Raw genomic sequence first — 19,639 nt, 5'->3', positions numbered from 1 at the left:
AACACTCCGTTAGACGGAGCGAGGCGCACTCGCCCCGCTCCATCAGAATCAAATACGCCGTGCGGCGTAACGCTTGAGCATGCTCGGAACATCGAGAATCAGCGCAATACGGCCGTCACCGGTGATGGTGGCGCCGGACATGCCCGGAGTTCCCTGGAGCATTTTGCCCAAAGGCTTGATGACCACTTCTTCTTGACCCACCAGTTGATCGACGACGAAGCCGATTCGCTGGGTGCCCACGGAAAGGATCACCACATGGCCTTCACGCTGCTCTTCGTGAGCGGCAGAACTGACCAGCCAGCGCTTGAGGTAGAACAGCGGTAACGCCTTGTCGCGCACGATCACCACTTCCTGACCGTCCACCACGTTGGTGCGTGACAGGTCGAGGTGGAAAATCTCGTTGACGTTCACCAGCGGGAAAGCAAATGCCTGGTTGCCCAGCATCACCATCAGCGTCGGCATGATTGCCAGGGTCAACGGCACCTTGATGACAATCTTCGAGCCTTGGCCCTTGGTCGAATAGATGTTGATCGAACCGTTGAGCTGGGAAATCTTGGTTTTCACCACGTCCATGCCCACGCCACGCCCCGACACATCGGAGATCTCGGTTTTGGTCGAGAAACCCGGTGCAAAAATCAGGTTGTAGCATTCGGTGTCGCTCAGGCGATCAGCCGCATCCTTGTCCATCACCCCGCGTTTTACCGCGATGGAGCGCAGAACGTTCGGGTCCATGCCTTTGCCGTCATCAGAGATCGACAACAGGATATGGTCGCCTTCCTGCTCGGCAGCCAGCACCACTTTGCCGCCGCGGGACTTGCCCGAGGCTTCGCGTTCTTCCGGCGATTCGATGCCGTGGTCGACCGCGTTGCGCACCAAGTGGACCAGCGGATCGGCGAGTGCTTCAACGAGGTTCTTGTCGAGGTCGGTTTCTTCGCCGACCAACTCCAGGTTGATCTCTTTCTTGAGCTGGCGAGCCAGGTCTCGAACCAGACGCGGGAAGCGTCCGAAGACCTTCTTGATCGGTTGCATCCGGGTCTTCATGACCGCGGTTTGCAGGTCGGCCGTGACCACGTCGAGGTTCGACACGGCTTTGGACATGGCCTCATCGGCACTGTTGGCACCCAGGCGAACCAAACGGTTACGCACCAATACCAACTCGCCAACCATGTTCATGATTTCGTCGAGGCGCGCGGTATCAACCCGCACGGTGGTCTCGGCTTCACTGGCGGGTTTGTCTGCAGGTGGCGCGGACACCGCGCGAGCAGGCGCGGGGGCTGCAGCCGCAGGCTTGGGTGTTTCAGCTTTTGGCTCGGGGGCTTTCGCCACCGGTTTGGCTGCCGCTGCCTTGGCGGCGGGCGAAGCCACCGCAGCGCTAGCGCCGGCAGCGCTGCCCACTTCGCTGAACTTGCCTTTGCCATGCAGTTCGTCGAGCAGCGATTCGAACTCGTGATCGGAGATCAGATCGCTACCGGCCACGGCTGCAGTTGGCGCCGCCGGGGCTGGCGCCGAAGCAATGGCCGACTCCAGGGCGTCGACCGCAAAGTTGCCCTTGCCGTGCAACTGGTCGAGCAGTGCTTCGAACTCGTCATCGGTAATGTCGGAGCTGTCGCCCGCCGCTTTTGGCGCTTCGGGTGACGGCGCAACAGATGCTGCTGGCGTGGCTGGCACTACCGCGTCGACGGCGAACTGGCCCTTGCCGTGCAATTGGTCGAGCAAAGACTCGAACTCGGCATCGGTAATTTCGTCGCTGGCCGCTGTATTGCTGGCGGTTTGCTGAACCACTGGCGCTGCCTCGGCCTGCGCCTTGACGGCGTTCAGCGAGTCCAGCAGCTGTTCGAATTCGTTATCGGTGATGTCGCCTGATTCGCCGTCGGCAGCAGGTGCTTGCGCGACCTCGGCAACCGGTGCAGCTTCAGCAGCCGATTGCGGCTCGGCCAGACGGGCCAACGCTGCGAGCAGTTCAGGTGTGGCAGCCGTAATCGGACTGCGCTCGCGGACTTCGGTAAACATGCCGTTTACCGCATCCAGCGCTTCAAGAACCACGTCCATCAGTTCCGAGTCGACGCGACGCTCACCCTTGCGCAGGATGTCGAACACGTTCTCGGCGATGTGACAGCACTCCACCAGCTCGTTGAGCTGGAGGAAGCCGGCGCCCCCTTTTACAGTGTGAAAACCGCGAAAAATTGCATTGAGCAAGTCCGCATCATCCGGTCGGCTTTCTAGCTCGACCAGTTGTTCGGACAGTTGCTCTAGAATCTCGCCGGCCTCAACCAGGAAATCCTGAAGGATCTCTTCATCGGCGCCGAAGCTCATGTATGGGGTGCTCCTAGAATCCAAGGCTGGAAAGCAAATCGTCTACATCGTCCTGACCGGACACAACGTCTTCTCGTTTATCGGCATGAATCTGCGGACCTTCACCCTGCGAGAGATGTTTTTGCGGATCTTTTTCTGCCAGCATCGCATCACGGTCATGTTCGATGCCCGCAAAGCGGTCCACCTGACTGGCCATGAGCACGAGTTTGAGCAGATTGCTTTCAACTTCGGTGACCAATTGGGTCACACGCTTTATTACCTGACCGGTGAGGTCCTGGTAGTCCTGGGCGAGCAGAATGTCGTTGAGGTTGCTGGATACAATGCGGTTTTCTTCAGTGCTGCGTGTCAGGAAACCGTCGACTCGACGGGCCAGCTCACGAAACTCTTCAGCCCCGACTTCGCGACGCATGAACCGTCCCCAATCGGTACTCAACGCCTGAGCTTCCTGGCTCAAACCGTTGACCAGCGGGGTGGCATTTTCCACCAGGTCCATGGTGCGATTGGCGGCCGCCTCGGTCAGTTTCACAACATAACCCAGGCGCTCGGTGGCGTCCGTGATCTGGGACACTTCTTCGGCTTGCGGCATATGCGGGTCAATCTGAAAATTGACGATCGCGCTATGCAGCTCGCGAGTGAGTTTGCCCACTTCCTGATACAGGCCGCGGTCACGGGTCTGATTGAGCTCATGGATCAGTTGCACAGCGTCGCCAAACCTGCCTTTTTCAAGGCTTTCGACCAGTTCGACCGCGTGTTTTTTCAGGGTCGATTCGAAATCGCCCTGTGAAGATTCTTTATGCTCCATAGCTCCCCCGTGGCGCAGTTGCTCAACCGATGCGTTCGAAAATCTTCTCGATTTTGTCTTTCAACGCCTGGGCCGTGAAGGGCTTGACCACATAGCCGTTAACGCCGGCCTGGGCCGCTTCGATGATCTGCTCGCGCTTGGCTTCAGCGGTCACCATCAGCACTGGAAGGTGCTTGAGCTTTTCATCGGCGCGCACATGGCGCAGCAGGTCGATACCGGTCATGCCAGGCATGTTCCAGTCCGTTACCAGAAAGTCGATGCTGCCGCTGTTGAGGACCGGGATGGCGGTTGTGCCATCGTCAGCCTCGACCGTGTTGGTGAACCCAAGGTCACGCAACAGGTTTTTGATGATCCGCCGCATCGTTGAGAAGTCATCAACGATGAGGATTTTCATGTTCTTGTCCAATTCGACCTCCAAGCAGTCTTAAACGCGCCCAGCACCTGGACACGCCATTTCAATCAATCCGGCGAAGCACTCAATGACTGTCTGGAGCACAGCAGATCAAGACCGGTGCGGTTCAACACCACACCAGCCAGGTTCGCAGTGTCCCCACACTGCCTTCAGCGCGCTCGCCACTCCCCCAAACGCCCCCGCAAACGGGCCGCGCACTGGCTGTGTAACTGGCTGACCCGAGATTCGCTGACCCCAAGGACCTCACCGATTTCCTTGAGATTCAACTCTTCGTCGTAGTACAGCGCCAACACCAGTCGCTCACGCTCCGGCAAATTGGCAATCGCGTCCGCCAGTGCTGCCTGGAAGCGTTCATCTTCCAGATCGCGTGACGGCTCGAGATGAGCACTCGCGCCATCCTCATGCAGCCCTTCGTGTTCGCCGTCCTGCAACAGATCGTCGAAACTGAATAAGCGGCTACCCAAGGTGTCGTTCAAAATCCCGTAATAATCATCGAGACTCAATTGGAGTTCGGCCGCAACCTCGTGATCTTTAGCGTCACGGCCGGTTTTAGCTTCAATAGAGCGAATTGCGTCACTGACCATGCGGGTATTGCGGTGGACTGAACGTGGCGCCCAGTCCCCTTTGCGAACTTCATCGAGCATCGCGCCACGGATTCGTATGCCCGCGTACGTTTCGAAACTCGCGCCTTTGCTGGCGTCGTATTTGGTCGACACTTCCAGCAGGCCGATCATGCCAGCCTGAATCAGGTCTTCAACCTGGACACTGGCTGGCAAACGCGCCAGCAAGTGGTATGCAATGCGTTTAACCAGTGGCGCGTAACGCTCGATCAGCTCGTACTGCGCATCACGTGCCGATTTCTTGTAGAGGTTGTAGCCGCTGGCTGTCATAGCACGGGTCCTGCCGTTTGTTGCACGAGGCGCTCAACGAAAAACTCCAGGTGCCCACGCGGGTTGGCAGGCAGTGGCCAGGTGTCGACCTTTTGCGCAATCGCCTTGAACGCCAGCGAGCACTTGGAACGCGGGAAGGCTTCGTAGACTGCACGCTGCTTCTGCACGGCTTTGCGTACGCTCTCGTCGTACGGCACGGCGCCGACGTATTGCAAGGCAACATCGAGAAAGCGATCCGTGACCTTGGTCAGTTTGGCGAACAGGTTGCGACCTTCTTGCGGGCTCTGCGCCATGTTGGCCAGGACCCGGAACCGGTTCATGCCGTAATCACGGTTAAGCAGTTTTATGAGTGCGTAAGCGTCGGTGATCGAGGTCGGCTCGTCACACACCACCAGCAATACTTCCTGCGCGGCCCGCACGAAACTGACGACCGAGTCACCAATACCGGCAGCCGTGTCGATAACCAACACGTCGAGGTTGTCGCCGATGTCACTGAACGCCTGAATGAGGCCGGCGTGTTGCGCCGGGCTGAGGTGAACCATGCTTTGCGTGCCGGACGCGGCCGGGACGATGCGGATACCGCCAGGCCCCTGCAACAAAACGTCGCGCAATTCGCATCGGCCTTCGATCACGTCGGCCAGCGTCCGTTTGGGTGTCAGTCCCAGCAGGACGTCGACGTTAGCCAGTCCCAGATCGGCGTCCAGCAGCATAACGCGTCGTCCGAGCTCGGCTAGAGCCAGCGACAAGTTCACTGAAACGTTAGTCTTCCCGACGCCACCTTTGCCGCCGGTCACCGCGATCACCTGTACGGGATGCATGCTGCCCATGTTATTTCTTTACCTTGTCTTGCATAGACGGAGGCCACATTACTGGCTGCGCGTTCACAAACGGAACAATGCATGGCAGACCATCGATGTAGGTACAAAAACTGTTCATTAATACCTCAGCCAACCTGCTTGGTCGGACTGTGGTAAATATCAGCGAACATGTCAGCCATGGCTTCTTCGCTGGGTTCTTCCTGCATTTGTACGCTGACGGCGCGACTGACTAACTGATGACGACGCGGCAGATGCAAATCATCTGGAATCCGCGGACCATCGGTCAGGTAGGCCACCGGTAATTCATGACTGATAGCCAGGCTCAACACCTCGCCCAGACTTGCCGTTTCATCCAGTTTAGTCAGGATGCAGCCTGCGAGCCCGCAGCGTTTGTAACTGTGATATGCGGCGGTTAGAACCTGTTTTTGGCTGGTGGTTGCCAGCACCAGATAATTTTTCGATTTGACGCCACGACCGGCCAGACTCTCGAGCTGCATGCGCAGCGCCGGGTCACTGGCCTGAAGGCCTGCGGTATCGATCAGAATCACGCGTTTGCGCAGCAATGGGTCCAGTGCCTGCACCAGCGATTGCCCCGGGTCGACATGCGTTACCGACACATTGAGGATACGGCCGAGCGTCTTCAGCTGTTCTTGCGCACCGATGCGGTAGCTGTCCATGCTCACCAGCGCGATGTTTTGCGCGCCGTACTTGAGCACGTAGCGAGCCGCGAGTTTGGCCAAAGTCGTGGTTTTACCCATGCCGGCCGGGCCGACCATGGCAATCACGCCTCCTTCTTCCAGAGGCTCGACTTCAGGTGTGCTGATCATCCGCGCCAGGTGTGCCAGCAACATGCGCCAGGCCTGACGAGGCTCTTCGATATCGTTAATCAATGCCAGCAAGTCCCGCGACAGCGGACCGGACAAGCCGATACGTTGCAGGCGGCGCCACAGATTGGCCTGGGCTGGACGACTGCCTTGCAGCTGATTCCAGGCCAGGGAGCCAAGTTGCACTTCCATCAATTCACGCAGGCTGTTGAGCTCGAAACGCATCGAATCAAATGCACGCGGGTCTACGCCGCCGGACGCTGGCGCAGGCGCGGGTGCCGGACGACGAGGTTCACTATAGGTCGGTTCTATCAGCGGCTCGGCAGCGGTCAATGGCAGGCCGGCGAACAACTGGCGATTGGTGCTCTTGTCGCCTTCGGTTTCACCTTCGCTACGCAGGCTCAGTTCGGCCTGGGCGTTGACGATGCGCGACTGGGTCTTGCGCAGCTCATCTTCGAGTTCCATGTTCGGAACACGTGGAGCCAGCGCCGACAGTTTGTAATCCAGGGCAGCCGTCAGCTCGACACCGCCTGCGATCCGGCGGTTGCCAATGATGGCGGCATCAGCGCCCAGCTCATCACGAACCAGTTTCATGGCCTGACGCATATCGGCGGCGAAAAAACGCTTAACTTGCATAAACCACTACCTCAGCCGTTGGGCCCTACTGTCGCAACGATGGTCACTTGCTTGTTGTCAGGAATTTCCTGGTACGCCAACACATGCAAACCCGGGACTGCCAACCGGCCGAATCGCGAGAGCATTGCGCGAACCGGGCCGGCCACCAGCAGAATCACCGGTTGACCTTGCATTTCCTGACGCTGCGCCGCATCGATCAACGAACGCTGCAGCTTCTCAGCCATGCTTGGCTCCAGCAGAACGCCCTCTTCCGAGCCTTGTCCTGCCTTCTGCAGACTATTGAGCAATATCTGTTCCAACCTTGGTTCCAGTGTGATCACGGGCAGCTCGGACTCAGTCCCTACAATGCTTTGGACGATTGCGCGAGAGACGCCAACGCGCACAGCGGCAACCAACGCGGCAGTATCTTGACTCTTGGCGGCATTGTTCGCGATGGCTTCGGCAATGCTGCGAATGTCGCGCACGGGCACCTGTTCGGCCAACAACGCCTGCAACACCTTGAGCAATTGCGACAACGAGACAACGCCCGGCACCAACTCTTCCGCCAGTTTTGGCGAACTTTTGGCCAGCAATTGCATCAGTTGCTGGACTTCTTCGTGGCCGATCAGTTCGCTGGAGTGTTTGTACAAAATCTGGTTCAGGTGGGTGGCCACTACTGTACTGGCATCGACCACAGTGTACCCAAGTGATTGAGCTTGAGCACGCTGGCTGATTTCAATCCAGACCGCCTCCAGGCCAAAAGCCGGATCTTTGGCGTTAATACCGTTGAGCGTGCCGTACACCTGGCCGGGGTTGATCGCCAGCTCACGGTCCGGGTAAATCTCTGCTTCAGCCAGGATCACGCCCATCAAGGTCAGTCGATAAGCACTGGGCGCCAAGTCGAGGTTGTCACGGATATGCACAGTCGGCATCAGGAAGCCCAGGTCTTGGGACAACTTCTTGCGCACGCCTTTGATCCGCGCGAGCAGTTGGCCACCCTGATTGCGGTCCACCAGCGGGATCAACCGGTACCCCACTTCCAGGCCAATCATGTCGATAGGCGTGACGTCATCCCAGCCAAGCTCCTTGGTTTCCTGGGCGCGGGCCGGCGATGGCAGCAATTCCTGTTGACGCTTGACCTCTTGCAAGGCCTGAACCTTGACCACGTTCTGTTTCTTCCAGAACAGATAAGCACCGCCCGCCGCAAGGGCTGCCATGCTCAGAAAAGAGAAGTGCGGCATGCCGGGCACGACACCCATCACCGCCATCAAACCCGCAGCAACGGCCAAGGCTTTTGGCGAGGCGAACATCTGGCGACCGATCTGCTTGCCCATGTCTTCCGAACCGGAAGCACGCGTGACCATGATCGCGGCAGCAGTCGACAACAGCAGTGATGGCAATTGCGCCACCAAACCGTCACCAATGGTCAACAACGCATAAACGCGACCGGCGTCGCCGAAGTTCATGTTGTGCTGGAAAATACCGACCGCCATGCCGCCGATCAGGTTGATGAACAGAATCAGCAGGCCGGCGATGGCGTCACCGCGAACAAATTTGCTGGCACCGTCCATGGAACCGTAGAACTCGGCTTCCTGGGCGACCTCCATGCGGCGCAACTTGGCTTGGTTCTGATCGATGAGGCCGGCGTTCAAATCGGCGTCGATCGCCATTTGCTTGCCGGGCATTGCGTCGAGGGTGAAACGCGCGCTCACCTCGGAAATACGCCCGGCACCTTTGGTCACCACCACAAAGTTGATGATCATCAAAATCGCGAACACCACGATACCGACGACGTAGTTACCGCCGATCACCACCTCACCGAACGCCTGGATCACTTTACCGGCAGCCGCGTGGCCATCCTGACCATGCAGCATCACCACCCGCGTGGAGGCCACGTTCAGCGCCAGGCGCATCAGCGTCGCCACCAGCAAAATGGTCGGGAACACCGCGAAATCCAGTGGCCGCAAGGCGTATACGCAGACCAGCAGCACGACAATCGACAACGCGATGTTGAACGTGAAAAACACGTCCAGCAGAAACGGAGGTATGGGCAACATCATCATTGCCAGCATGACCAGCAGCAACAGCGGCACACCCAGATTGCCCCGACTCAAGTCGGCGACGTTTGTGCGAGCACTGTTGAGTAACTGAGAGCGATCCACCGGTTTTCCCCGTTCCTTTAAAGCAAACTTTTGACGCCAGAAGCAGGCGCAGAGCGGCTACTGCAAGAAGCCTTCCAACTTTTGCGGGAGCGTTTCGGCAACACAGGTATTTATGCCTGGGCCGGCTTCATCGCGGGCAAGCCCGACGCCACAGCGAATGGTGTCTGGCCGACTTTTTTGCGGTAAAACCACAATATTGTAGGAGCCGGGCTTGCCCGCGATGAGGACGGCAAACGCAACGCACCTATCAGTTCTGATAGTTCCCGCAGGGTGCCATATCACCGATAGTGAATCGGCGTTTTAGCACCGGGAGCTCGACCTATGCTGCATCAACGCGAAAGCCTGCCTTGCCGTTATCACTATGACCCGCTGGACCGTTTAATTGGCCAGAGACTTGCGGCCACCCCTGAACGTCAGCGCTTCTATTGCAAAAAGAGGTTGGTTACCGAGATCCAAGGGGCGATGAGCCAGACAATTTTCCAGACGGACGATGTGTTGTTGGCGCAACAGCGGCGTGAAGGCGATGCGTTCAATAGCACGCTGTTGGTCACCGACCAGCAACAATCGGTTTTGCAGTCAGTGGGGAAGAAACAGCAACAAAACTCGATTGCTTATTCGCCCTATGGGCATCGTCCTGCGGAAAGCGGTTTAACCAGCCTGCTAGGTTTCAACGGGGAACCACCGGATTCCGTGACGGGGCACTATTTGTTGGGGAACGGTTATCGAGCGTTTAATCCGGTGTTGATGCGGTTTAACAGCCCGGACAGTTGGAGCCCGTTTGGGAAAAGCTGCTTAAACGCATATGCATACTGCTTGGGGGACCCAGTCAATGCCACTGACACGTCTGGACATAGTCCGATCTTCACACCCCTCTTGAAGTCATTATTTAGTAGAGTTTCGAATCCCGACAGCAGGTTGGCTACAGCACGTTTTGGTCACCGCCCCTTCCCTGTAAGGCAGAGACGCCCATCAGATCCTGGTCCGTCAATTCCATCACTACTCGAACCGGATTTTCTCGGATTGCACGGAGCCTCAATAGAAGGCGCTGCGAACCTGCTAAAAAAAGGAGTACTCCCAAATCATTCCCAAGTTACGGATCGCCCAGGGTTTTATTTCTCTCCAGACCGCAGTGTCGCGGTCGAATACGCTGAACGGGCGCATTGGAAAAGCACAAAGAGGGAACTAACCAGGTTCGGCAAAGAACATATCGTAGAAGTTCACATTCAGAATTTTCAGCGCATGACGCCCGGTGTGGACTACGAGTTTAATCCCTATATGTTTGATCATAATAATCTAGGGCATATGACGATGGAGTTCATAGTAAAAGAACATAGATTGAGAGCAGTGGAGATTAGAACGCTAGGCTCTACCTCTTTGACTAAAAAAGTACGTCCTCGATCTTTCGAAGCACCCTTTTAGCGGTCAATTGTCGACCCGTTATTTCGCGGGATATCTTGAGGGCCGCAGCGCCATGCGATGCTGGCGAATGAACTGAGGCAATCTTCTGTGATAGCGAGCACAACTGGCTCGCGATAGCGGACTGTCAGCCAACATCAATGTTGGATGTACCCGCCTAAGCGCGAGCAAGCTTGCTTCCACAAGATTTACCGCTGCATCAGGAATCGCGTCGCAGATCCGGCGGAATCGGCATGTCGTCCTTCAACGGTTCCGGGCGCTTACCCTTGCCGGCGCGGTGCTGACGAATCTGATAAACATAAGCCAACACCTGAGCAACGGCCAGATACAGCCCACCGGGGATTTCCTGCTCCAGCTCCGTGGAGTAATAGATCGACCGCGCCAGCGCTGGCGACTCCAGCAACAACACTTCGTTGGCCACTGCAATTTCGCGAATTTTCAACGCCAGAAAATCACTGCCCTTGGCGATGAGCATGGGCGCCCCGCCCTTTTCCGGGTCGTATTTCAGGGCCACGGCATAGTGGGTCGGGTTGGTAATCACAACGTCTGCGTCGGGAATCGCCGCCATCATCCGGCGCTGCGACATCTCGCGCTGCAACTGCCGAATGCGTTGTTTAACCTCTGGCCGCCCTTCCGCGTCCTTGTGTTCGTCGCGCACTTCCTGCTTGGTCATCAACAGTTTTTTGTGGCTTTCCCACAGCTGGATGGGCACGTCCACGGCAGCGATAATGATGAGCCCGCAAGACATCCATAACGCGCTCCAGCCCACCACCTGCAAGCAGTGTATAACCGCCATTTCAAGCGGTTCATGGGCGATACGGATTAAATCGTCGATGTCTTTCGACAGCACCATGAGTGCCACCGTCAGCGTGATCAGAAACTTCGCCAGCGCCTTAAGCAGCTCGGTCAGGGCCTTGGCCGAGAACATCCTCTTAAGCCCGGCAGCAGGGTTCATCCGGCTGAATTTCGGCGCCATTGAGCCCGCCGCAAAAAGCCATCCCCCGAGAGAAATCGGCCCGATCAACGCGGCAAGAACCAGGGTAATCATGATCGGCTGAATCGCTACCAGCGCGATCATTCCCGAGTGCATCAGGTACGACCCCATCGAGCGCTGATCGAGGATAACTTCGCGCGGCAGCGAAAAGTTCATCCGCATCAGCTCCATCAGGTCTTGCGCCAGCGCGCCACCGAAAATCAGCAGCGCCCCGGAACCGGCAAGCATGATCGCCAGCGTATTGAGTTCTTTGGAGCGGGCAATTTCCCCCTTCTCACGGGAATCCTTTTTGCGTTTCTCCGTGGGGTCTTCTGTTTTGTCCGCACCGCTCTCGCTTTCTGCCATGGCTCAGCGCGCCCGTGCCAGTTCGCGTAAAAACTGCAAGGCTTCGGCAGCCAGCGGTTGATACTGGTTGAGGATATCCGCCAGGCCGATCCAGAAAATGAACAGGCCAAGCACCAGGGTCAGCGGAAAACCGATCGAGAAGATGTTCAACTGCGGCGCCGCCCGGGTCATGATGCCAAAGGCAATGTTGACCACCAGCAGTGCGGTGATCGCCGGCAATACCAGCATTAACGCCGAGCCCAGCACCCAGCCCAGTTTGCCAGCCAGTTCCCAGTAGTGATTGACCAGCAACCCGCCACCGACCGGCAACGTGGTGAAGCTCTCGGTGAGCACTTCAAACACCACCAGATGGCCGTTCATGGACAAAAACAGCAACGTCACCAGCATCGTCAAAAACTGCCCGATGACGGCCACTGACACGCCGTTGGTAGGGTCCACCATGGAGGCGAAGCCCATGCCCATCTGGATCGAGATGATCTGCCCGGCGACCACGAAGGCTTGAAATAACAACTGCAGGGAAAACCCAAGGATCGCGCCAATGATGATCTGCTCGGCGATCAACAACAGCGCGCTCAGGTCCAGCGCGTTGACGGGTGGCATCGGTGGCAGGTTGGGTGAAATAACCAGAGTGATCGCCAGCGCGAAGTACAGCCGCACTCGCTTGGGCACGAGTGTGGTGCCGAAAACAGGCATGACCATCAACAACGAACCGACGCGAAACAGCGGCAACATGAACGTCGCCACCCACGTACTGATCTGGGTATCGGTCAGCTGCAGCAACGACATGGCTTAGCCGATGACCCGTGGAATGTTGCCGTACAACTGCAGGATGTATTCCATGAAGGTCTGCACCAGCCAAGGACCGGCAACAATCAGCGTGACCAACATCACCAGCAGGCGCGGCAGGAAGCTCAGGGTTTGCTCGTTGATCTGGGTCGCGGCCTGAAACATCGCCACCAGCAGGCCGACCAGCAAGCTCGGGATCACCAGTACCGCAACCATCATGGTGGTCAGCCACAGCGCTTCACGAAAAATATCGACGGCAACTTCTGGAGTCATGGCGACACACCACCGAAACTGCTGGCCAAGGTACCGATGATCAATGCCCAGCCATCCACCAGCACAAACAGCATGATCTTGAACGGCAGGGAGATGATCAGCGGCGACAGCATCATCATCCCCATCGCCATCAGTACACTGGCCACGACCAGGTCGATGATCAGGAACGGGATGAAAATCATGAAACCGATCTGGAAAGCGGTTTTCAATTCGGACGTGACGAAGGCCGGCACCAGGATAGTCAGTGGCGCGTCATCCGGCGTCGCGATATCAGTGCGTTTGGACAGGCGCATGAACAATTCGAGATCGCTGCTGCGCGTCTGGGCCAGCATGAAATCCTTGATCGGCACTTGTGCTTTGGCCACGGCATCCTGGGCGGTCAATTTTTCTGCAAGATACGGCTGCAGGGCATCCTGGTTCACCCGATCAAACACTGGTGCCATGATGAACAGCGTCAAGAACAGCGCCATGCCGGTCAGAATCTGATTCGACGGTGTTTGCTGCAAGCCGAGGGCCTGACGCAGGATCGAGAAGACGATGATGATCCGGGTGAAACTGGTCATCAACATGACGAACGCCGGAATAAAACTCAGCGCGGTCATGATCAGCAGGATTTGCAGGCTGACCGAATACTCCTGCGCACCATTGGCATTGGTGCCCAAGGTAATCGCCGGGATCGACAGCGGGTCGGCGGCAAATGCCAGCGGCGCGGCCAGCATCAACATCAGCGTCAAGACGATGCGTAGCGCACCCATTACTTCTTATCCTTCTGATCCTTGCCCAACAGCTCCAGCAGGCGCTGAGCAAACTCGGGGGTCGCCTTTTCGGTAGCCGGCACGTGTACCGGCTCTTTAAGCACATGCAGCGCGGTGATCGTGCCGGGGCTCAAGCCCAGCAGAATCTGCTCGTTGCCGACCTGTACCAGCATCAAACGGTCGCGAGGCCCGAGCGCCCGGGAACCGATCAGCTCGATCACCTGGCCCTTGCCTGCAGGACCTGCCTGCTGAACTCGACGTAGCAACCAGGCCAACAGAAAAATCAGCCCCAGTACCAGCAGCAAACCCAGCACCAATTGCGTCAGTTGCCCCGCCACACCGCCACTGACCGCAGGCGCAACCACGGCGGCCGTGCTGGTTGCGGGCTCGGCCGCCAGAACGCTGACCGGCAAGGACAGCACTGCGACCAGCAAAAAACCCGTTACCTTTTTCACTTAACGCAGCTTCTTGATGCGTTCGCTTGGGCTGATCACGTCGGTCAGGCGGATGCCGAACTTCTCGTTGACCACCACCACTTCACCATGGGCGATGAGGGTGCCGTTAACCAGCACATCAAGCGGCTCACCCGCCAGGCGATCCAGCTCGATCACCGAGCCCTGGTTAAGTTGCAGCAGGTTGCGAATGTTGATATCGGTGCTGCCGACTTCCATCGAAATCGATACCGGGATGTCGAGGATCACGTCCAGGTTCGGACCTTCCAGGCTCACCGGCTCGTTATTTTTCGGCACGCTGCCAAACTCTTCCATCGGCAAGCGGTTGGACGGCGAACTGGCGGCGTCGGCAGCCAGCAAGGCGTCGATATCGTCCTGCCCGGCATCACCGGTTTCTTCGAGTGCCGCAGCCCATTCATCAGCCAGCGCCTGGTCGTCCTGGGTATTCATGTCATTGGCCATCATTTGTCCTCGGCGGGCAAAAATTCAGTAAAAAGCATTCAGTTGAATGAAACAGGGCGAGCACCGGTCAACGGCGCTCTATCGGCTCGATGACCTGCAAAGCAAGGTTGCCTTTGTGCGAGCCCATCTTGACCTTGAAAGCAGGCACGCCATTGGCGCGCATGATCATTTCTTCCGGCATCTCGACCGGGATGATGTCGCCCGGCTGCATGTGCAGAATGTCGCGCAGGCGCAACTGCCGGCGCGCAACCGTGGCACCAATCGGTACATCGACATCCAGCACGTCCTGGCGCAAGGCGTTGACCCAGCGCTCGTCCTGATCGTCGAGGTCCGACTGGAACCCGGCATCGAGCATTTCACGGACCGGCTCAATCATCGAATACGGCATGGTCACGTGCAGATCGCCGCCACCCCCATCGAGTTCGATATGGAAAGTCGACACTACAATGGCTTCGCTTGGGCCAACGATGTTGGCCATGGCCGGGTTCACTTCCGAGTTGATGTACTCGAAGTTCACTTCCATGATGGCTTGCCAGGCTTCTTTCAAATCGACGAAAGCCTGCTCCAGCACCATGCGCACTACGCGCAGTTCGGTGGGGGTGAATTCACGCCCTTCGATCTTCGCGTGACGGCCGTCGCCACCAAAGAAGTTATCCACCAGTTTGAACACCAGTTTGGCGTCGAGGATGAACAACGCGGTGCCGCGCAGGGGTTTGATCTTGACCAGGTTGAGGCTGGTCGGCACATACAGCGAGTGTACGTACTCGCCGAACTTCATGACCTGCACGCCACCGACCGCAACGTCCGCCGAGCGGCGCAGCATGTTGAACATGCTGATGCGCGTGTAGCGGGCGAAACGCTCGTTGATCATCTCCAGGGTCGGCATGCGTCCGCGGACGATGCGATCCTGGCTGGTCAGGTCATAACTTTTGACGGTGCCGGGTTCGGCAGCGATATCGGTCTGTACCAGACCGTCGTCGACGCCATGCAACAGCGCATCGATCTCATCCTGGGACAGCAGGTCCTGCACGGCCATGTCGTGTTCCTACTGCAGTACGAAATTAGTGAAAAGCAGCTGTTCGATGACTACTTTGCCGAGTTCTTTCTGCGCCACTTCCTGGACGCTGGCGGTAGCCTTCTGACGCAACATCTCTTGGCCCACTGGCGAGGCCAGCGTGGCGAAATCCTGCCCGGAGAACAGCATGACCAGGTTATTGCGGATCACCGGCATGTGAACTTTGAGTGCATCCACATCCGCTTGATTGCGGCCCATCATGGTGATGCTCACCTGCATGTAGCGCTGACGGCCGTTCTGGTTGAAATTGGCCACGAAGGCCGGCAACAGGGGTTCGAAGATCGCCGCCTGTTTGCCGACTACAGCAGTTTCAGCCGCTTCGGCAGGCTTGCTCTGGGCACTGTGCATGAAGAACCAGGTCGCCCCGACAGACACGCCGATAGCCAGCAAAAGCGCCACGACGATCACAATGATCAGCTTGAGTTTGCCTTTGGTTGCGGGGTCTTTTACTGCTGCTTCGCTCTTCGCCATGCCAATAATCCGTCACTATTCGGGTTTTCACAGTCGCACGGCAAGGCAAGAGCAAGTGTTATGCCAGAAGTGTCGGGAGCGGCGGCGGACGGCGAATGATTGGCGAGCGCTAATCAAATGCGGAGGGCAGGCTTGTTCGAGAAAAGCTATGTGCCAGTCGGCATTTCCATTGACTGACACGACCTCTTCGCGAGCAAGCCTGCACCCACAGGATTGTTGTGCTTTTATCAGGCGTAATAGTCGACGGCGCTGGAGCCGATCACGCTGGTGGTGGTGGCAGCGACTTCCGCCACGGTTGGCACAGGCTCATCGTCCATGGCATCTAGTCGGCCGCCACTGGCGCTGGTGCGACTGCTTTGGCCCTGCTGCGCCTGCTCCTGGCCCTGCCCTTGCCAGCCGCGAGACTGATCGGAAACGTTGACATCGACCTGGCCCATGCCCTGTTGCGTAAACATGTCACGCAGGCGATGCATTTGGCCGTCCAGCGCCTCGCGAACGCTGGGGTGCGCACTCATGAAGGTGATTTGGGTTTGCTGATCAGGAACCATGTTGACCCGGATGTCCAGGCGCCCCAGCTCTGCCGGCTGCAGCTGAATGTCAGCGGCTTTGAGGTTTGCACTGGAGAGGTACATGACCCGGTTGACCACTTCTTCAGTCCAGCCGCTCTGGTGCATGGCTATCGGTTGATTGACCGGCAACGCGTTGGCCGTTTTCGGCGTGGCCGCTTGGGTCAGCGCCGCCAATCGGTTGGCAAAATCGTCAACACGGGTATCGCTGGTGGCAGACTTCAAATCCTTGAGGCCACCTTCGATCAAGCTGCCAAATGCCTTATCACCGCCCTGACTGGTGCTGTCCTTGTCAGCCTGGACGTCGAGCATGCTTGCCATGCCGGCGGCGAAAGTTTGCGCTGAGGTCAGCTCGCCATCAGCCTGCGACTGAGCCTGATTCGGTGCAGCCTTGACTTGTGCCTGGCTGGAGGCCGACACGCGCCCGCTCTGCTCCATGGCCATGCGTACGGCCGGGAGTGAGTCGAGGGGATCCGCTTCCGGGTCGAAAGGTTCTTCTGTGGTGACCGCCGCCGTCACGGCAGTGGCCACAGGTTTTTCAGGCTGCGCCGGCTCGGCACTCGCAACGGGAGGCGTCACTGCAACAGGGGCCGGAACTGTCGGCTGCACGGCTTGCATCAAGGCTGGATCAAGGGTCGGATCCACCGACGCATCGGTCACCGGTGTCGCGACAGCGTCAGCAGTGTCATCACTTGCCGTTTTGTCGCCGGTTTTATCATCGACTTGTGTCGATTGATCGGCGGGCAAGGATTTGCCGCTATCGGCAACCTGAGGGTCCGCAGCGGCAGACTTGTCGTTACCGACGTCTTTCTTGGCCGGGGCGTCCGGGGCTTTATCGCGCATCGGTTTCGCCGGCCCATCGACCACTACCGCGGGCTTGTTCTGGGCTTGATTGGCGTAGACCCGGGCGAAGCTTGCTGCCTTATCCCGAGGCTCAGCCGACGCCGCCGAGGTAGTGGCGGTGGCGGCTTGAGTCTTGGCCTGTGTGGCGGCCTGAAGAAGCGTGTTCGGGGTAACGGGCATAAAACGGTCTCCGCTGTACTGGGATCGTAGGTACAGGTATCGGAGATAGTTGCAAAGGTCGCGCCAGAGTTGCGCAACCCACGCTTAATAATGTCGAACGGTAGCGCCGACTTAAAGCGCGCGGTTGCGCTCAGCTTCGAAAAGGGGACGGACGATGGCAAATTCGCGATAGATTTCACACACCAGATGCCTGGAGTCCGTCATCTTTTGATCTTTCGCGGTCTGCTCCAGTTGATGGCACAGCTGAGCCAGACGCACAGCCCCCATATTGCTGCTGCTGCCCTTGAAACTGTGCGCAGTTCCAATCAGCTGCGTAGCATCTCCTGCGTGCCGCAGCAGATTCAAACGCTCCTCGGAGTCAGCCAGAAAGGTATCCAGCAACAGTGGATACTCATCCTCCATGACCTCCTGCAGCGCGTTTAACACCTCACGGTCCAAATGTTCATCAGCCACTTGCTCACTCCTTGATCAAGAATGCGTGGGATTATGCCAGAGCCTCCCAGAAAAACTCTACGCGGGCACTGCGACCATCGTCTGACCAACTGGCATTTCGGCTTAATTGCCGGATCAAACTGACGCCGCGTCCCGACAAACGGACAGCTTCCAAGGGTCTTGCCATGACACGTGCCACGTCAAAACCTTTGCCGCTGTCTTCAACACACACCTTCAGGCAACCGCCCTCGCCCTTGGGTACGACCTGCAGATGTACACGCACATAGCCTTCCTGCAACGCGTTCAGGCGCTCATTACGCTGTTGATAATAACGCGCGAAACCTGAAGCATCACGTTTGAGGCTGGAGTCCAGGCCCAGCACGCCATGCTCCAGTGCATTTGAATACAGTTCGGCCAACACACTATAAAGTGCGCCACTCTGAGCCCGCAGCCCATGCACCTCCAACAGCAACTGCAAAAGATACGGCAGTGGATTGAAGCGCTTGAGGGTGTCAGCGCGAAACTCGAACGTCACCGACCAGTCCAGCGGACAGGATTGACCACTGTCGGAATACACCAGCGCTGGCGGACTCAACGCCGCCGCTTCCAGCAGGCTGACCTCGACCATGCTCACATCATCACGCGCCTCACCCCGAAAATCGTGAAGGGCCTGCTCGATCTCCTCGAACAATTGATCGGGCTGATGATTGGCGGCAAACACGCGCTGCAATCGCTCCACGCCAAACAACTGTTCATTGGCATCACAGGTATCGATAACGCCGTCAGACAACAGGAACACCCGATCGCCGACGGCCATCGGGAACACTTCAGTTCGGTCGTCAAAAGTGTGCGCATTCAGCACGCCCAGCGGTAAATGCCGCGCCGTTAGCGGCGTTCGTACACCACTGGCGATGCTGTGCAGGTAGCCGTCCGGCATCCCGCCATTCCAGACCTCGACCGAGCGTCGCTGAAAACTCAGGTTCAGCAACGTGGCACAACAAAACATGTCCACCGGCAGGATGCGCTTGAGCTTGGCATTCATCTCGCGCAGGGTTTCCGACAGGCCATAACCCTTGGCGGTCATGCCGTAAAAAACCTCGGCCAACGGCATCGCGCCAACAGCGGCTGGTAAACCGTGGCCAGTAAAATCGCCGAGCAATACGTGCATGTCCCCGGACGGGGTAAATGCGGCCAGCAGCAAATCACCGTTGAACAGCGCATAAGGAGATTGCAGGTAGCGGATGTTCGGCGCATTCAGGCAGCCGGAATGGGCGACCTTATCGAACACAGCCTTGGCTACGCGCTGTTCGTTAAGCAAGTAATCGTGATGTTTGGCAATCTGGTCGCGCTGCTCCAGCACCGTAGCCTGCAAGCGTCGCAAGCGATCCATTGCCTTGATTTTGGCGGCCAGGATCACCTGGTTGTAGGGCTTTGCCAGAAAGTCGTCGCCGCCCGCCTCCAGACAACGGGCCAGCGCCTCGCTTTCGGTCAGCGAGGTCAGGAAAATAATCGGCACCAGGATTTCCCCGGCCAATAGCTTGATCTGCCGCGCGGCTTCAAAACCATCCATCACCGGCATCATGGCGTCCATCAATACCAGTTGCGGGCTCTGCAGGCGAAAAGCCTCGACCGCCTCGGCACCGTTCGCCGCCGTCAGTACTTGATGACCCTGACGTCGAACGATACTCGACAGCAGCATACGATCAGCCGCACTGTCTTCGGCGATCAGGACCGTCAAAGGCTCCAGTTGTTG

At 57.8% G+C, this 19,639-nt stretch carries 19 protein-coding genes; 1 reads left to right on the top strand and 18 read right to left on the bottom strand.

Annotated features, from left to right (window positions below; genetic code table 11):
- Nucleotides 1-48 precede the first annotated feature (48 nt).
- From ACQR3R_RS00470 to flhA, 7 genes are all read right to left on the bottom strand, one after another.
- Nucleotides 49-2,313: a chemotaxis protein CheW gene (locus tag ACQR3R_RS00470; RefSeq protein ID WP_428269941.1), complete on the bottom strand. Its 2,265-nt coding sequence runs from the start codon at nucleotides 2,311-2,313 to the stop codon at nucleotides 49-51.
- Between the two features lie 13 nt (nucleotides 2,314-2,326).
- A complete protein-coding gene (locus ACQR3R_RS00465; RefSeq protein ID WP_428269940.1) occupies nucleotides 2,327-3,115 on the bottom strand; it encodes a protein phosphatase CheZ in 789 nt (262 codons plus the stop codon).
- A 22-nt stretch (nucleotides 3,116-3,137) separates the two neighbouring features.
- Nucleotides 3,138-3,509 (bottom strand): chemotaxis response regulator CheY, encoded by a 372-nt coding sequence (locus ACQR3R_RS00460; RefSeq protein WP_024012118.1) that lies wholly within the window; start codon nucleotides 3,507-3,509, stop codon nucleotides 3,138-3,140.
- 167 nt (nucleotides 3,510-3,676) lie between these two features.
- Nucleotides 3,677-4,417, bottom strand: coding sequence for an RNA polymerase sigma factor FliA (gene fliA / locus ACQR3R_RS00455; RefSeq protein ID WP_007894214.1), 741 nt, complete (start codon nucleotides 4,415-4,417; stop codon nucleotides 3,677-3,679).
- Complete coding sequence (fleN, locus tag ACQR3R_RS00450) at nucleotides 4,414-5,244, bottom strand: flagellar synthesis regulator FleN (protein WP_008001746.1); 831 nt, start codon at nucleotides 5,242-5,244, stop codon at nucleotides 4,414-4,416. The genes fliA and fleN overlap by 4 nt, the downstream gene beginning before the upstream one ends.
- Before the next feature lie 116 nt (nucleotides 5,245-5,360).
- Entirely contained in the window at nucleotides 5,361-6,695 is a 1,335-nt protein-coding gene (gene flhF / locus ACQR3R_RS00445) for a flagellar biosynthesis GTPase FlhF (protein WP_428269939.1), read from the bottom strand.
- Nucleotides 6,696-6,706: 11 nt separating this feature from the next.
- Nucleotides 6,707-8,836, bottom strand: a complete 2,130-nt coding sequence (gene flhA / locus ACQR3R_RS00440) for a flagellar biosynthesis protein FlhA (RefSeq protein WP_428269938.1) — start codon at nucleotides 8,834-8,836, stop codon at nucleotides 6,707-6,709.
- A gap of 321 nt (nucleotides 8,837-9,157) precedes the next feature.
- Here flhA and ACQR3R_RS00435 point away from each other — a divergent pair, with 321 nt between their 5' ends.
- Nucleotides 9,158-10,255, top strand: coding sequence for an RHS repeat-associated core domain-containing protein (locus tag ACQR3R_RS00435; RefSeq protein WP_428269937.1), 1,098 nt, complete (start codon nucleotides 9,158-9,160; stop codon nucleotides 10,253-10,255).
- 196 nt (nucleotides 10,256-10,451) lie between these two features.
- On the opposite strand, the gene flhB is transcribed toward ACQR3R_RS00435, so the two are convergent.
- The 11 genes from flhB to ACQR3R_RS00380 all read right to left on the bottom strand — a co-directional run bounded on the left by flhB (nucleotide 10,452) and on the right by ACQR3R_RS00380 (nucleotide 19,624).
- Nucleotides 10,452-11,591 carry a flagellar biosynthesis protein FlhB gene (gene flhB / locus ACQR3R_RS00430; protein WP_428269936.1) on the bottom strand — a complete coding sequence of 380 codons (1,140 nt, stop codon included), beginning with the start codon at nucleotides 11,589-11,591 and terminating at the stop codon, nucleotides 10,452-10,454.
- 3 nt (nucleotides 11,592-11,594) lie between these two features.
- Nucleotides 11,595-12,377, bottom strand: a complete 783-nt coding sequence (gene fliR / locus ACQR3R_RS00425) for a flagellar biosynthetic protein FliR (RefSeq protein ID WP_428269935.1) — start codon at nucleotides 12,375-12,377, stop codon at nucleotides 11,595-11,597.
- Between the two features lie 3 nt (nucleotides 12,378-12,380).
- Nucleotides 12,381-12,650 (bottom strand): flagellar biosynthesis protein FliQ, encoded by a 270-nt coding sequence (gene fliQ, locus ACQR3R_RS00420; protein ID WP_008024593.1) that lies wholly within the window; start codon nucleotides 12,648-12,650, stop codon nucleotides 12,381-12,383.
- The gene (gene fliP / locus ACQR3R_RS00415; RefSeq protein ID WP_428269934.1) at nucleotides 12,647-13,405 is read right to left on the bottom strand and encodes a flagellar type III secretion system pore protein FliP; all 759 of its coding nucleotides are present in this window, start codon (nucleotides 13,403-13,405) and stop codon (nucleotides 12,647-12,649) included. The genes fliQ and fliP overlap by 4 nt, the downstream gene beginning before the upstream one ends.
- Nucleotides 13,405-13,860, bottom strand: coding sequence for a flagellar biosynthetic protein FliO (gene fliO, locus ACQR3R_RS00410; protein WP_428269933.1), 456 nt, complete (start codon nucleotides 13,858-13,860; stop codon nucleotides 13,405-13,407). Before fliO ends, fliP begins: the two co-directional genes overlap by 1 nt.
- Complete coding sequence (gene fliN, locus ACQR3R_RS00405) at nucleotides 13,861-14,319, bottom strand: flagellar motor switch protein FliN (protein WP_428269932.1); 459 nt, start codon at nucleotides 14,317-14,319, stop codon at nucleotides 13,861-13,863.
- 67 nt (nucleotides 14,320-14,386) lie between these two features.
- Nucleotides 14,387-15,355 carry a flagellar motor switch protein FliM gene (gene fliM / locus ACQR3R_RS00400; RefSeq protein WP_128605770.1) on the bottom strand — a complete coding sequence of 323 codons (969 nt, stop codon included), beginning with the start codon at nucleotides 15,353-15,355 and terminating at the stop codon, nucleotides 14,387-14,389.
- Between the two features lie 9 nt (nucleotides 15,356-15,364).
- Nucleotides 15,365-15,865: a flagellar basal body-associated protein FliL gene (gene fliL, locus ACQR3R_RS00395; protein ID WP_428269931.1), complete on the bottom strand. Its 501-nt coding sequence runs from the start codon at nucleotides 15,863-15,865 to the stop codon at nucleotides 15,365-15,367.
- A 227-nt stretch (nucleotides 15,866-16,092) separates the two neighbouring features.
- Nucleotides 16,093-17,454, bottom strand: a complete 1,362-nt coding sequence (locus tag ACQR3R_RS00390) for a flagellar hook-length control protein FliK (protein WP_428269930.1) — start codon at nucleotides 17,452-17,454, stop codon at nucleotides 16,093-16,095.
- 111 nt (nucleotides 17,455-17,565) lie between these two features.
- Nucleotides 17,566-17,907 carry an Hpt domain-containing protein gene (locus tag ACQR3R_RS00385; protein WP_428269929.1) on the bottom strand — a complete coding sequence of 114 codons (342 nt, stop codon included), beginning with the start codon at nucleotides 17,905-17,907 and terminating at the stop codon, nucleotides 17,566-17,568.
- 31 nt (nucleotides 17,908-17,938) lie between these two features.
- Nucleotides 17,939-19,624, bottom strand: coding sequence for a SpoIIE family protein phosphatase (locus ACQR3R_RS00380; RefSeq protein ID WP_428269928.1), 1,686 nt, complete (start codon nucleotides 19,622-19,624; stop codon nucleotides 17,939-17,941).
- Nucleotides 19,625-19,639 lie beyond the last annotated feature (15 nt).

The organism is Gordonia sp. IEGM753, assembly GCF_050321825.1.
GTDB lineage: Bacteria > Pseudomonadota > Gammaproteobacteria > Pseudomonadales > Pseudomonadaceae > Aquipseudomonas.
Note: the sequence above shows the minus strand (reverse complement) of the source record. Positions and strands in the feature narration are given on the sequence as shown.